This is a genomic window from Kouleothrix sp. 19917 (genome assembly GCF_057073505.1).
In genome coordinates this window covers 5,525,340-5,539,396 of the sequence record NZ_CP097099.1, presented here as the reverse complement: position 1 = coordinate 5,539,396, position 14,057 = coordinate 5,525,340, and the positions used below count along the sequence as shown (strand labels likewise).

12 protein-coding genes are annotated in these 14,057 nt (G+C 64.2%); 3 read left to right on the top strand and 9 right to left on the bottom strand.

Annotated features, from left to right (window positions below; genetic code table 11):
- The first annotated feature begins 33 nt into the window (after nucleotides 1-33).
- A complete protein-coding gene (locus M1P90_RS22365; protein WP_483697622.1) occupies nucleotides 34-1,053 on the top strand; it encodes a phosphotransferase family protein in 1,020 nt (339 codons plus the stop codon).
- On the opposite strand, the gene M1P90_RS22360 is transcribed toward M1P90_RS22365, so the two are convergent.
- Nucleotides 1,005-1,268 carry a pentapeptide repeat-containing protein gene (locus tag M1P90_RS22360; RefSeq protein WP_483697621.1) on the bottom strand — a complete coding sequence of 88 codons (264 nt, stop codon included), beginning with the start codon at nucleotides 1,266-1,268 and terminating at the stop codon, nucleotides 1,005-1,007. The two genes, M1P90_RS22365 and M1P90_RS22360, sit on opposite strands and share 49 nt — an antisense overlap.
- A 65-nt stretch (nucleotides 1,269-1,333) precedes the next feature.
- Here M1P90_RS22360 and M1P90_RS22355 point away from each other — a divergent pair, with 65 nt between their 5' ends.
- Nucleotides 1,334-2,044, top strand: coding sequence for an HAD family hydrolase (locus M1P90_RS22355; protein ID WP_483697620.1), 711 nt, complete (start codon nucleotides 1,334-1,336; stop codon nucleotides 2,042-2,044).
- A 114-nt stretch (nucleotides 2,045-2,158) separates the two neighbouring features.
- Here the strand turns inward: M1P90_RS22355 and M1P90_RS22350 are convergent, their stop codons facing one another.
- Both M1P90_RS22350 and M1P90_RS22345 read right to left on the bottom strand, forming a co-directional pair.
- Nucleotides 2,159-2,914 (bottom strand): lysophospholipid acyltransferase family protein, encoded by a 756-nt coding sequence (locus M1P90_RS22350; protein ID WP_483697619.1) that lies wholly within the window; start codon nucleotides 2,912-2,914, stop codon nucleotides 2,159-2,161.
- A complete protein-coding gene (locus M1P90_RS22345; RefSeq protein WP_483697618.1) occupies nucleotides 2,901-3,470 on the bottom strand; it encodes a DNA-3-methyladenine glycosylase I in 570 nt (189 codons plus the stop codon). The genes M1P90_RS22350 and M1P90_RS22345 overlap by 14 nt, the downstream gene beginning before the upstream one ends.
- A 627-nt stretch (nucleotides 3,471-4,097) precedes the next feature.
- On the opposite strand from M1P90_RS22345, the gene M1P90_RS22340 reads away from it, so the two are divergent.
- Entirely contained in the window at nucleotides 4,098-4,559 is a 462-nt protein-coding gene (locus M1P90_RS22340; protein ID WP_483697617.1) for a hypothetical protein, read from the top strand.
- A 68-nt stretch (nucleotides 4,560-4,627) separates the two neighbouring features.
- Here M1P90_RS22340 and argF read toward each other — a convergent pair whose 3' ends face one another.
- From argF to M1P90_RS22310, 6 genes are all read right to left on the bottom strand, one after another.
- A complete protein-coding gene (gene argF, locus M1P90_RS22335; RefSeq protein ID WP_483697616.1) occupies nucleotides 4,628-5,554 on the bottom strand; it encodes an ornithine carbamoyltransferase in 927 nt (308 codons plus the stop codon).
- Between the two features lie 36 nt (nucleotides 5,555-5,590).
- Nucleotides 5,591-6,973 carry an argininosuccinate lyase gene (gene argH / locus M1P90_RS22330; RefSeq protein ID WP_483697615.1) on the bottom strand — a complete coding sequence of 461 codons (1,383 nt, stop codon included), beginning with the start codon at nucleotides 6,971-6,973 and terminating at the stop codon, nucleotides 5,591-5,593.
- An 84-nt stretch (nucleotides 6,974-7,057) separates the two neighbouring features.
- Complete coding sequence (argJ, locus tag M1P90_RS22325) at nucleotides 7,058-8,281, bottom strand: bifunctional glutamate N-acetyltransferase/amino-acid acetyltransferase ArgJ (RefSeq protein ID WP_483697614.1); 1,224 nt, start codon at nucleotides 8,279-8,281, stop codon at nucleotides 7,058-7,060.
- Nucleotides 8,282-8,542: 261 nt separating this feature from the next.
- A complete protein-coding gene (locus M1P90_RS22320) occupies nucleotides 8,543-10,885 on the bottom strand; it encodes a glycoside hydrolase family 31 protein (RefSeq protein WP_483697613.1) in 2,343 nt (780 codons plus the stop codon).
- 467 nt (nucleotides 10,886-11,352) lie between these two features.
- The gene (locus M1P90_RS22315; protein WP_483697612.1) at nucleotides 11,353-12,141 is read right to left on the bottom strand and encodes a transglutaminase domain-containing protein; all 789 of its coding nucleotides are present in this window, start codon (nucleotides 12,139-12,141) and stop codon (nucleotides 11,353-11,355) included.
- Nucleotides 12,142-12,299: 158 nt separating this feature from the next.
- A complete protein-coding gene (locus M1P90_RS22310; protein WP_483697610.1) occupies nucleotides 12,300-13,505 on the bottom strand; it encodes an argininosuccinate synthase in 1,206 nt (401 codons plus the stop codon).
- Nucleotides 13,506-14,057 lie beyond the last annotated feature (552 nt).

The window sequence follows — 14,057 nt, the reverse complement described above, 5'->3', positions numbered from 1 at the left end:
CCTGGCCCTGTGCCACTGCAACAATATGATGTTATGACAAACAAACCAATCGCGACCCTTGACCACGACGACGCGCTTTTCCGCCTGCTGAGCGCCGAGGTGTGGCCGCGCCAGCTTGGCCTGCCCGCCCCGCCCGATTTCGATGTCTACAAGCTGCATCCCAGCGGCATCGCCTACCGCTACGCCGACGCGGAAAGCGGCACGGCGGTGGTGGGCAAGTTCTTTGGCAACAAGTGGGTGCATGGCTCGCAGGAAGGCAACCAGCCGATTCGCGCAATGCTGCTCCAGCGCGAATTCGCCAACTTGCAGCTTGTGCAGGCGCTCGGCTTCGACCAGGGCGCGTACCAGGTGGTGCGCCCGCTGGTAATGGAGCCCGCGATCAATCTGGTGCTGATCGAAAGCGCTGCGCCAGGCACCGACCTGCTGGATGCCATTCGCGCCGCCGCTTTCAACGGTGCGGGCGCGCGCCTGCGCCGCTTTCTCACCGCCGTGGCGGGCTGGCTGGCCGCGCTGCACCGCCGCTCGGCCATTAATCGCGCCGTCGAGCCGGTCGAGGCAATTTCCTACTTCAACAAGCTGCTGGGCCAGCTGCGCACCTGGGATATTATGGATTGGGCCGAGCTGGCGCGCTTCGAGCGTCTGCGCGATCGCTGGGTGGCGAGCGGGATGCTGGCTACGGCGCAGCAGTCGCTGGTGCATGGCGATGCCACGCCCGCGCACTTCCTCTACGACGGCACGACAGTGACCGTGATCGACCTGGAGCGGCTGCGCGCCGCCGACCCTGCCGCCGACCTGGGCAGTATTGCCGCCGAGCTGCGGCACATGCTTTCGTGGTACAAGGGCGATGCGTGGGCCGGCGAGCCATACATTCGCCACTTCTACGCGCAGTACGCCGCGCAGATGAACTTGTCCGGCCCCGAGTTCGACGCGCTGACCGAGCGCTGCCGCTTCTACATGGGCACCAGCGAGCTGCGCATCTGCCGCAACTCCTGGGTCGATCTGAGCTACCGGCGCGCGTTTCTGGCCGAGGCCGAGCGCTGCCTGGCGCTGTAACCGCAGAACTGAGAACCGCAGAACCAAGAACCGAGAACCGAGAACCCGTAACTTGGCAACCTGCAACCTGTAAACCTGCAAACCTGCAACCTGTAAACCTGCAAACCTGCAACCTGCAAACCTGCAAACCTGCAACCTGCAAACCTGCAACCTGCAACCTGTAAACCTGTAAACCTGCAACCTGTAAACCTGCAACCTGTAAACCTGCAACTCAAAATACTCCGTGCCTCTGTGTCTCTGTGGTAAAAAATTCGGTTGTTGGTGGTCAGTGGTCAAAACTATGCGCTACGATGCGATTATTTTCGATGTGTACGGCACGCTGATCGACATCCACACCGACGAGCGGCGCGCCAGCCTGTGGATGCGGCTGGCGCGCTTTTTGCGCTACCAGGGCGTGCCAGCCGAGCCGCAGATCCTGCGCGAGCTGTTCTTCACGGCCGCGCGCGCCAGCCAGCGCGCCAGCGCCGAGCGCTTCCCCGAGGTCGATCTGCTGGCGATCTGGGGCGCGCTGCTGAGCGAACTGGGCTACCGGGGGCCGGACGCGGTGCTGCTGCCGATTGTGCAGCTGTTTCGCTCGCTGAGCGTGCGGCGCTTCGGCCTGTTCCCCGATACCGCGCGCTGCCTGGAGCTGCTGCGCCCGCGCTTTGCGCTTGGCCTGGTGTCGGATGCGCAGCGCGCTTTTTTGCTGCCCGAGCTAGCCATGCTCGGGCTGGCGCATCGCTTCGACGCCATGGTGGTTTCTTCTGATTTTGGCTACCGCAAGCCCGACACGCGGCTGTTTGCGCGGGCGCTGGAAGAAGTGGGCGTGCCGGCCGAGCGCGCGGTGTACGTGGGCGATAACCCCTTCCGCGATGTGGATGGAGCGCGTGGTGCGGGCATGGCGGCGGTGCTGCTGCGGCGTCCGGGCGCGCCAGTTTTTGAGGGTGGTGTGCACGCGCCCGACGCGACAATCGCCTCGCTCGACGAGTTGCCGGGCTGGCTGGCGCGCTAGCGGGTATGATCTATTGGTGGGATCATCCACAGATTACGCAGATTACACAGATTGGAAAGCATATCTGTGTAATCTGCGTAATCTGTGGATGGTATGCTCCTGTTTTGGCGGGAGCTATTGTTGTTTGCCGGGAAGAAAGCGCGCGGCATCGAAGGCGCGGTTGACACCGGCGCGGCCGCGCAGCAACGTGCTGTAGCCGCCCATCTCGCCCGCAATGTATTCTTCATGCAGGGCATCGCAGGCGGCGGTCAGGCGCTCGCCGATCTCGGCGGTGAGGGCGCGCGCGTCGCTGGTGGCGGGGGCGTAGTGTGGCGCGCTGGCGCGAATGAATGCTTCGGGGCGCTGCTCGCCGCCAAACTCGTAGCGCAAGGCCACGGGCCAGAGCGTTGCGCCACCGCAGCGCCGCACAACATGCGCCACGCCGCCAAACATCTCAAGCGGGCGGCGGTCGTTGGGTGTGATCTCGCCCTGCGGGAAGATATACAGGCAGCGCGCGCGGCGCTCGGCCAGCAGGCGGGCGATATACGCCACCGAGCGCATAGCCGAGCGGGCGTCCTGCCGGTGCACCGAGAACGCGCCGCTCCAGCTAAAGAACTTGTAGCGCCGCAGCTGCGCTTCTTCCATCATTGCAAAGCCCTGGAAGCGGCTGCGCAGCACCACCCGGTTCAGCACAAAGGCCATGTAGCCATCCCACCACGAGGGGTGGTTCATGTAGACGATCAGCGGGCCTTGCTGCGGCACGCCTTCCAGCTTGATCCACACCCGGTCGAAATGCGACCACAGGGCAGAGCGCACCAGCCCCCAGTACACCAGCGCGTCGCCGGCGCGGCTGTGGCGGGCAGGAATGGGTGGCAGATCAGGCGTTTTCATTTGGCTCGGCAGGCTGGGCGGCGCGGTGCCAGGGCGGGTCGAGCGCCAGCACGACCGGGTAGATCGGGCAGTCGGGCTGGTGCGCGCCGGGCAGGTAGCCCGAGCTCATCAGGAATTCGCCAACGATCTCGCCGCCAGTGAACACAAAGGTCTTCTTGAACAGCTTCTGCCACTCGGCGCGGGCAAGCGGGTGGTATGTGTCGAGCCAGGCGGCGAACGAGCCGTGCTGCGCGCGAATCGCTTGCAGGCGGCGCGCATTCTCGATCACGGCGCGCACCTTCAGGCGATTGCGCACAATCCCTGCGTCGGCCAGCAGGCGCGCGGTGTCGGCCTCGCCATAGGCGGCCACCCGGTCGATCTCGAAGCCCTCAAACGCGGCGTGAAAATTGTCCTTCTTCGCCAAAATCGTTTGCCACGACAGCCCAGCCTGGTTGATCTCGAGTGCCAGCCGCTCGAACAGTTCGGCATCGCCGCGCAGCGGGAAGCCATACTCGTGGTCGTGGTAGGCACGGTGCAGCGGGTGCGTCGGCGCAAACGCGCAATAGCTCGCGCTCATGCTTCCTCGTTTCTTGCCAGTCAGCAGCGCGCCAATCATACCATAGACGCCGAGTGCGGGCACAGACGGTGAAAATGACAAAATTGTAATTTTAATCGAGAAAAGCATCCTAATGCGGCAAGTGGAGTTCAGGTCTTTGCAATCAGGGTGGGCCGTGGTAATACAAGATGTAATATGACATAAGCATAATAATTTTATTATAGATTCCGAAGCTTCTTTCGCCTATAATAAAGCCAATCAGCAACAGCGACAATGAATTTCCCGGGCTGATATGCGGCGCGCATGGCGTGTTCGTGCAGGCCGGTCGGTGTCTTCGTGCTCGACACCATTGATTGAAGCGACGCTGATGTGGCCGCTTTATTATTGCGCCAAACGGTGTGCTTCGCAGAAGCCAGCAGTGATGCAGGGAGCTTGTGTTTTCCCAAAATCCTGCTGCGAAGGCTATTTGTCCCAGTGCGAGCGGGGCATGTGGCTGCGAGCACGATCGTTGGCACAGGCTGTTGGCTATCAGAAAAGGGGGATGAGGCCATGATAGGTCGTGGGAAGCGGTTGGCGGGAATGCTTGGGCTGCTGGCTATCGCTCTGGCAATGGTTTTGAATGCCGCGCCGGCAATGGCGCATTCAAGCATGCCAAGCGAGAAGGGTGGGGTAAAAACCGAGCAAACTGCGGTTGAAAACATCGGTACCGTGGAAGTGTTTGTGCCGTGTGCGCTTGGTGGCGTGGGTGAGATCGTGCAACTTTCGGGCAACCAGGTGTATCGCCAGAAAGCGACAACCTACCCGAGCGGCGCATTCAAAATTGACTTGCGTGTGAAGTACGATGGCGTGGTTGGCGTCGGCCAGACCAGCGGCGAGCCGTATAAAGTCACGAGCAAAACTAAGATTTTGCAGTCGGGCGTCGTGCCGTTCCCGTACACCTTCACCTACAAAGCGAAGCTCAAGCTGAAAGGCGCCTGGTCTAAGACCAAGTTCCGCACATACGAAAGCTCGGAGACGGTTGTGGATGCCAATGGCATCAGCACGACAACGTCGATTGGCCCGCTGATCGACTGCCGCTCGAAGAGCCAGCCCGAGTATGAAGACGATTAAATAGCTGCATACCGAGCACACAAACGCCGCTCCCAGCGCATCTGGGAGCGGCGTTTGTGTCGCTGAAATTACTGGCCAAGCAGGGTCAGGATCAGCGCCTTCTGCACATGCAGGCGATTCTCGGCCTGGTCGAACACGACCGACTGCGGGCCGTCGATCACATCGGCAGTGACTTCTTCGCCGCGGTGGGCCGGCAGGCAGTGCATCGCCAGCGCGCCGGTTTCGGCCTGCGCCAGCAGCGCGCTGTTGAGCTGGTAGGGCTGGAACACCGGGCGGCGGCGCGCGGCCTCGTGCTCCTGCCCCATCGAGGCCCAGACATCGGTGTAGAGCGCGTTCGCGCCTGCGGCGATCTCATTCGGCGACGAGCTGATCGTGATCGTCGCGTCGCTTTCGGCGGCGCGCTGCTCGGCCAGCGCCACAATCTCCGGGTCGGGCCGGTAGTCGGGCGGGCAGGCCACGCCAACATTCACGCCCAGCGTTGCGCCGAGCAGCATCAGCGAATGGCAGACGTTGTTGCCGTCGCCCATGTAGGCCAGCTTCAAGCCCTGCAAACGCCCAAAATGCTCCTGAAGCGTCAGCAGGTCGGCCAGCGCCTGGCAGGGGTGCTCGCGGTCGCAGAGCGCGTTGATCACGGGCACGCTCGAATGGCGGGCCAGCTCGACGACGGTGGCGTGGCGAAACACGCGCGCGGCGATTACATTCACCCAGCGGCTCAGGTTGCGCGCCACGTCGGGCACGCTTTCGCGCCCGCCCATGTCGATGTCGTTGGCCGAAAGGTAGCTGCCGTGCCCGCCCAGCTGTGTCATGCCGGCCTCGAAGGCCACACGCGTGCGCAGCGACGGCTTCTCGAACACCAGCGCGAGCGTTTTGCCGCGCAGCGGCAGGCTCTCGTGGCCGCCGGCATGCAGCTCAGTCTTGAGGCTGGCGGCGCGATTCAGCAGGGCTTCGGCTTCATCGCGCGTCAGGTCGGCGGCGGAAAGAAAATCTTTGTGCATAGCTCCCTCCAGTGGGTTGATAAAAGCGCGATGTTGCTAGCTCGATTGCTCCAGGCTGGCCTGCGCGCGGGCGAGCTGCTCGCGCACTGCGTCGGGTGCGGTGGCACCAGGCACGCGCCGCGACGCCGCCGAGCGCGCCGGGTCGAACATGTCGATTACGTCTTCTTCAAACAGCGCGCTGGCGGCGCGGAAGGCATCGAAGGGCAGGCCGGACAGCGTGGTGCTGCGCCCCTCGGCCTCGCGCACCAGCACGCCCGAAACCTTGTGCGCCTCGCGGAAGGGCATGCCCCGGTCCACCAGATAGTCGGCAATGTCGGTGGCGAGCATGGCATCGTCGAGCGCGGCACGCATGCGCGCAGTGTTGAAGCGCGCCGTGGCAATTGCGCCCGCCGCCACCGGCAACGCCAGCTCAAGCGTGTCGGCAGCATCGAACAGCGGCTCTTTGTCTTCCTGCAGGTCTTTGTCGTAGGCGGCGGGCAGGCCCTTCAGCACCGTCAGCAGGCCAACGAGGTGGCCGATCAGGCGGCCCGACTTGCCGCGCAGCAGCTCGAACGAGTCGGGGTTTTTCTTCTGCGGCATCAGGCTCGAACCGGTCGAGTAGGCGTCGTCCAGCGTCACAAAGCCGAACTCACTCGTGCTGTAGATGATAATGTCTTCGGCCAGGCGGCTGAGATGCGTGCCGATCATGGCCGCGCAGAACAGGAACTCGGCCACGAAATCGCGGTCGCTCACGGCATCGAGGCTGTTGGGCGAGGGCTCGCGCATGCCTAATTCAGCAGCCAGCGCGGCGCGGTCGACGCGCAGGGGCGTGCCGGCCAGCGCGCCCGAGCCAAGCGGCAGCACGGCGGTGCGGGCGGCGCAATCGGCCAGGCGGGCGCGGTCGCGCTCCAGAGGCCAGAAGTGCGACAGCAGCCAGTGCGCCAGCAGGATGGGCTGGGCGCGCTGCATGTGCGTGTAGCCGGGCATCAGCGCGTCGCCCGCTGCATCGGCCTGCTGCACCAGCGCGCCTTGCAACTCACGAATCGCGGCGTCGGCGCGGGCGATTGCACCCAGCACCCACAGGCGCACGTCGGTTGCCACCTGGTCGTTGCGCGAGCGGCCGGTGTGGAGCTTGCCCGCCACCGCGCCAGCCACTTCGCCCAGCCGCCGCTCAACGGCGGTGTGGATGTCTTCATCCGATGGTAAAGCCGAAAAGCTCCCTGCGGCGAACTCAGCGCGCACTGCCTCCAGGCCAGCCAGCAGCGCATCCAGTTCATCGCTGTTGATGATGCCGGCAGCCGCAAGCTGGCGCGCCCAGGCCACGGAGCCGCGAATGTCCTCGGCCCACATGTGCCGGTCGAAGGGAAACGAATTGTTGAAGCGCGCCATGTGCTCGTTCATCGAGCCGGAAAAGCGGCCACCCCACATAACATCCTCCAATTTACGATTGACGATTTATGATTTACGATTTAGCCATAGGAGCAAGCCTAATCGTAAATCCAAAATCGCAAATCGTAAATACTTTCACGTTGTATAGTGTGCGTTGATTTCGACGTACTCTTTGCTGAAATCGCATGTCCAGACGGTGGTTTGCGCGCTGCCCAGCCCGAGATCGAGCCGGATGAAGACCGGGTCTTCGCGGAACAGCGCGGCGGCCTCGCGCTCGACATAGCTGGCGGGCATGCCGTCGCGCAGCACAATGATCTCGCGCTCGCGCGGGCCAAAGGCCAGCGTCAGGCGATTGGGGTCGAGCGCCGCGCCGCTGCGCCCGGCCGCCATCAGCACGCGCCCCCAGTTTGGGTCGCCGCCGTGCACCGCCGTTTTGAGCAGCGGCGAGATCGCGATGGTGTTGGCAACGGTGTGCGCCTGGGCCACGTCTTCCGCGCCGCTGACGACGATCTCGATCAGGCGGGTTGCACCTTCGCCGTCGCGCGCAACCTGCTTGGCCAGGCTGGTGCACACCTCGCTCAGCAGCGCCACGAATTGCGCGAACTCGGCGCTGCCCGCGCCAACCGCCACGCCCGACGCGCCCGAAGCCAGCAGCAGCAGCGTGTCGTTCGTGCTGGTGTCGCCATCCACGCTGATGCGGTTGAAGCTGACGTCGGCGGCGGCTTTTAACGCATTGTGCAGCACATCCGGCGCGACCTGCGCGTCGGTGGTGACGATCGCGAGCATAGTTGCCATGTCGGGGTGAATCATGCCCGCACCCTTGCAGAAGCCGCTGACGGTGACGCTTGCGCCGCCGATGCTGGCGCTGCCCATGGCAGTTTTCGGACGCGTGTCGGTGGTCATGATGGCGCGGGCCGCAACGGCTGCGCCCTGCTCGGCGGCGGGCGAGGTGACGACCGCAATGCCCTGGGTGACTTTGTCCATCGCCATGGGCCGGCCGATCACGCCCGTCGAAAGCACCAGCACCTGATCGGGCTGGCAGCGCAGGCCGTAGGCAGTGAGCGCAGCCATCTGGCGCGCGTCGGCCAATCCCTGCTCGCCAGTGACGGCATTGGCGTTGCCGGCGTTGGTGATCACGGCGCGGATCGCGCCGGCATTCTGCGCCAGCGTTTCCTGATCGTAGAGCACCGGCGCGGCCTTGACGCGATTAGAGGTGAACAGGCCCGCCGCGCTGCACGGCGCCTCGGCCGCAACCAGCGCGAGGTCGAGGTTCGAGGCGGCCATGGCGCTGCTGGTTTTCAGGCCGCAGGCGGTCGCGGCGGCGCGAAAGCCGGGGGCCAGGGTGAATGATTCGAGCATTGCTGTCCTCTCTATAATTGTCGCCTGCGCGGCGGGCGGCAGGGCCGGCGCTGGCCCTGCACCCTGCGCTGGGGCTTGCGCCCCAGACCCCAAATTTTAGGTCGGCAGCGCGCCAAGCTCCGTGTGTCATGCCTCCGTTGTGCCATTCAGCCAACAGCAATCGAATTTGGCTGGTTACAACAGAAGCGCGCGTTGTGCCTTCGGCAGCCAACCTGTTACCTCCATCGAGGGCGAGGCATGCGATCTGCCGTAGGCCTTGTTTTACAGTTTGGTAAAGCGCACCACGCGCGCCGCGCCGTCGTCGGCAAACTCGGTTGGGTCTTCGGCGCGCCACTGCGCCGGGCCGCGCACCCGCAACGTCAGCGAGCGCGGCGCGGGCGTGTAGCCTCCCGTGCGCTCGCCAATCGTCAGCGTCAGCGTGGTGCCTTCCTGCCGCAGGGTGTAGCTGGTAGTGCAGCTCGCGCCCTGCTCGTACTCGAAGCTGCGCCCGTCGTCTTCGTAGAGCGTGAATTCGCCATCGCCGGGGAACAGGTCGAGCGTGAGCGCGTCGAGTGGGCGCGCGCCGGTGTGGGCCATGGCCGGGCCGTGCGGAATGATCGCGCCAGCGCGGGCGTAGAGCGGCAGCCGCTCCAGCGGCGCGTCGGCCAGGATGGGCGTGGGCCGGTCGTCCGTGCCGAGCGCGGCGTCGGTCCACCAGTCGTACCAGGTGCCGCGCGGCAGGTAGACCGAGCGGTAGGTGCGGCCGGGATGGTAGACGGGCGCGGCCATCAGGTTTGGCCCAAGCATGACCTGATCGTGAATGGTGTAGGTGCCGGGGTCGTCGGAGAAGTGGAACAGCAGCGGGCGCAGCACTGGCGTGCCGCTCTGCGTGGCCTGCCAGAACAGCGAGTAGATGTAGGGCAGCAGCCGGTAGCGCAGCTGCATATACTCGCGGCAGATCGTCTCGATCTGTTCGCCCCAGACCCACGGTTCGTGCCGTTCGGTTTCAGCATGTGAGTGCCCGCGGCAGAACGGCGTAAGCGCGCCCAGTTGCATCCAGCGCGCAAACAGCTCGCCACTCGCATTTCCAAAAAAACCGCCCACGTCGGTGCCGACAAACGGCACGCCCGAGAGGCCCATGTTCATGAGCTGCGGCATGGTCAGCTCAAGGTGCTCCCACCACGAGCTGTTGTCGCCCATCCAGCAGGCGCTCCAGCGCTGAATGCCGGCATAGCCCGAGCGCGTGAGCACAAAGGGGCGCTCGCCGGGCATGTGCGCGCGCAGGCCCTCGTAGGAGGCGCGGGCCATGCCATAGCCATACATGTTGTGCACTTCGGCGTGGGTGGTTTCTTCGCCGGCTGGCCCCTGCGGCGCGTCGAGGTCGATTGTGCCAACATCGCCCGCGCCCTCGCTGAACGGCAGCTTAAACACAGCCGGCTCGTTCATGTCGTTCCAGATGCCGCGCACGCCCATGTCGACCAGCACCTTCTGCTGCTGGCCCCACCACGCGCGCACTTCGGGGCGAGTGTAATCGGCAAAAACCGAGTCGTCGGGCCAGACGTAGCCGTGGAAGACCTCGCCGTCGGCGCGCTTGATGAACATGTCGCGCTTGATGCCGTCGCGGTAGACGCCATAGTCGGGATCGATTTTCACGCCCGGGTCGATGATGGTGACGGGCGTGAAACCAGCGGCGTGCATGTCGGCCAGCAGGGCGGGCGGGTCGGGGAAGCGCTCGGTGTTCCACGTGAACACGCGATAGCCGCGCATGTAGTCGATGTCGAAATGGATCACGTCGCAGGGCAGGTCGCGCGCGCGGAACTCGTGCATCAGCTCGCGCACCATTTCCTCCGAGGTATAGCCCCAGCGGCTCTGGTGGTAGCCGAGCGCCCAGCGCGGCGGCAGCGGCATGCGCCCAAGCAGCGCGGAGATGGTTTCGAGCACGTCGGCGGGCACAGCGCCATATGCGACATAGTAGTCGATTGCGCCGCCATCGGCTGCGAAGCTCCATTCGCCATACTGCGCCGCGCCAATGTCGAAGCGGCTGCGCCAGCTATTGTTGAAGAAGACGCCATAGGCCAGGCCGGGCCGCAGCGCCATTGCCACTGGAATGGCGATATACAGCGGGTCGGTGCCGGGGCCGTGGCCCCAGGCCGGGTCGGTGGTCCAGTTCGTCATGGCGCGGCCGAGCTTGTCCAGCTGGCCGGTGCGCTCGCCAAAGCCATAGAAGTGCTCGCCCGCCTCGATGCGCTTGGCCGAAACGACGCTCCTTCCCTCCTTGGTGTCGCGCCAGCGCGGGGCCTGGGCGTCGGCGCAGAACTCGGTGCCCTGGGCGTCGGCAAAGGCCAGGGTGCCGTCGGCGCGGCGCACGCGCACGCTCAGCGCGCCCGTGTCGATCACAACCGCGTCGGCGTCGTCGCGCACGTCAAACGGCACAGCGGCGAACTCTTCGTCGGCGCGGGCGACCGCCCACGAGCGGCGCGGCGGGAAGGTGCCATCGGGCGCGACGCGCACGCGCACAAGCGTGGGCGCAAGCACGGCAACCGCGAGGCGCGCATCCCCGCACTCAAACGTGACCGACTGGCCGTCGCGGGCGAAGCTGGCGACACTGCCGAGGGTGTGTTCCATGTCTGGCATTCTTTCTTTTTCGAATGGCGACCGAAATATTCACCACAGAGACACAGAGAATTTCGAGTTGCAGGTTGGAAGGTTGCAAGTTACAGGTTTGATGACGCGCAACCGACTAAATTTCACCGCAAAGAGCGCGAAGGACGCAGAGGATCGCAGGTTTGGAAGTTGCAGGTTAGAAGGTTGCAGATTGCAGCCTAATTCCCAAACCCCAGACCCTAAACCCTCTGGAAAATAAATTTCCCTGTACACAGCTTCCAGGAAGCTCAAGCCAGTTTTGCTTCAATCTGATAACCAGATGAGCTTCCTAGAAGCTTGCCCGTTGTATGAAAGAACTTTCTTTCCAGAGTATTAAACCCTATGCTGTTCTGGGGTTCTTGGTTCTGCCCTTACTCGCTTGCTTGGGCAAAGCTTGTCTTTGCCCAAGCTACAACAACTTGCCAACCTGCAAATCTGCAACCTGCCAACTATCTTCCCCCCACCCACGCCACCGCGACGGTCATATTCTCCAGCGTGGCCGGCCCGAACTGCGTGGTCAGCGCCACGTCGGCGGCATCGCGCCCGTAGGCGATTACAATTCGCCCGCCGCGCGGCGCATCCTGCGTGGCGTCGAAAGTGTACCAGCGCCCATTCACATAGGCCTCGAACCATGCGTGTAGGTCCATCGGGTCGAGCTGGTAGAGGTAGCCGACGACCATGCGCGCCGGGATGGTCAGGCTGCGGCACAGCGCCATGCCCAGGTGCGTGAAATCGCGGCACACGCCCACGCGCTGGCGGGCCGTGTCTGCCGCCGAGGTCGAGGCGTCGCTGGTGCCATAGCGGTATTCGACATTCGCGTGAATCCAGGCGCGAATCGCCTCGGCCTGATCGTAGCCGGGCTGTGCGCCCGCCACAATCTCGGCGGCCAGGCCGCCCAGCGTGTCGGCTTCGCAGTAGCGGCTGGGCAGCAGGAACTGCAGCGCGCCGTCGGGCAGATCCTGCGCGAGCGTAAGCGGCGCGCCAGGTGCAGTGTCGATTGTGTCGGCGGTTTCGGCCTCGACGCGCGTGCTGATGCTGAATGAGCCAGCCGGCGCGACGATGCGCTGGCACAGATTGCCATAAGCATCGACGAACTCGCCCGGCATGACCTGCGGCGCGAGGCTATACGTCTCGCTGGCGATCCACTGGCCGGCGCCGCTGCGCGGGCGCAGCATCAAGGTCATTGCGACGGGGGCGGGCACGTTGAACGAAAGCTCGCAGCTCGCTTGCAGGCGCATTATATTTTTACTCCGGTATCCAAAAACGAGATGGAGAACTACGCACTACGCACTACTTTCTAATGCTTTATAGTGCGTAGTGCGTAGTTCTGCATGGGCACGGAACGGGCACGGAACTGTCAATTCAACACCCGCCCACACCTTCACCCATTCACACACTACTTGCCGTCGACGAGCGCGCGCACCTTCACCGGCAGGCCAAAGATCTTGATAAAGCCTTCAGCATCCTTCTGGTTGTAGGTTTCGCCCATGGTGAAGCTGGCGATGTCGGGGTTGTAGAGGCTGGCGGTGGCCTTGCGCCCAACCAGCATGGCGTTGCCTTTGTAGAGCTTCAGCCGCACTTCGCCGGTGACGTTCTGCTGCGTGCTGGTGAAGAAGGCTTGCAGCGCCTCGCGCAGCGGCGTGTACCACAGGCCGTTGTAGATCAGCTCGGCGTAGCGGTGCGCCACCACATCCTTGTAGTGCATGGTCTCGCGGTCGAGCGTGAGCTGCTCGAGGCCCTGGTGCGCCGTGCGCAGGATGGTGCCGCCGGGCGTTTCGTACACGCCGTGGCTCTTCATGCCCACCAGGCGGTTTTCCACCAGGTCGATGCGGCCAATGCCGTGCTTCGCGCTCAGCTCGTTCAGTGCGTTCAGCAGCGCCACTGGCCCAAGCCGCTCGCCATTTACGCTGACGGGAATGCCCTGCTCGAAGCCAATCTCGACATACTCGGGCGTGTCGGGCGCGTTCTCGGGCGAAACCGACAGCGTGTACATGTCTTCCTCTGGCTCGTTCCAGGGGTCTTCCAGCACGCCGCCCTCATGCGAAATGTGCCAGATGTTGCGGTCGCGGCTGTAGATCGACTTCAGCGTGGCGGTGACGGGCACGTTATACTCGGCGGCGTATTCAAGCGCGTCCTCGCGTGAGCGGATGTTCCACTCGCGCCACGGCACAATCGCCTGCATATGCGGCGCGAAGGCCATGTAGGTCACTTCGAAGCGCACCTGGTCGTTGCCCTTGCCGGTGCAGCCATGCGCCAGCGCGTCGGCACCTTCCTGCAAGGCGATCTCGGCCTGGCGCTTGGCGATCAGCGGGCGCGCAACCGAGGTGCCGAGCAAGTACAGCCGCTCGTAGATCGCGCCGCTTTGCAGCATGGGGAAGAGGAAATCGCGCACGAACTCTTCGCGCAGGTCTTCGACATAGCACTTGGATGCGCCGCTGGCCTGGGCCTTTTCTTCCAGGCCAGTCAGCTCGTCGGCCTGGCCGAGGTTGGCGCAGTAGCAGATCACTTCGGGGTTGCCATAGTTTTGCTTGAGCCACGGCACGATGATGCTGGTGTCCAGGCCGCCCGAGTAGGCGAGCACGACTTTGTTGGCTTTTTTCATTGCTGTGTTCCTGTTTCTTTGCTGGTGCGGCCCTGTGCGGGCGGCATTGGTGACTTTTGTTTTTGCCCTGCGCGGGCGGCGATTTGCCCTGCGCGGGCGGCGATGCGTTATTAAACGCCTTCTCGTTTTGAGTGTGGCTTGCTCGGGCCGCAGGGCCGCCGGGGCTCCCGCCCCAGCACCCCGGCCAGGGGCATCGCCCCTGGACCCCAAAAGAGCGTGTTTCTTGTTTCAGCGTTTGGTGCTCATGCCTCCGTTGTGCCGAAAAGCTGGCAGCTTGGCAGCACATGCCTTCTCGTTTTGAGCGTGGCTTGCTCGGGCCGCAGGGCCGCCGGGGCTCCCGCCCCAGCACCCCGGTCAGGGGCATCGCCCCTGGACCCCAAAAGAGCGTGTTTCTTGTTTCAGCGTTTGGTGCTCATGCCTCCGTTGTGCCGAAAAGCTGGCAGCTTGGCAGCACATGCCTTCTCGTTTTGAGCGTGGCTTGCTCGGGCCGCAGGGCCGCCAGGGCTCCCGCCCCAGCACCCCGGCCAGGGGCATCGCCCCTGGACCCCAAAT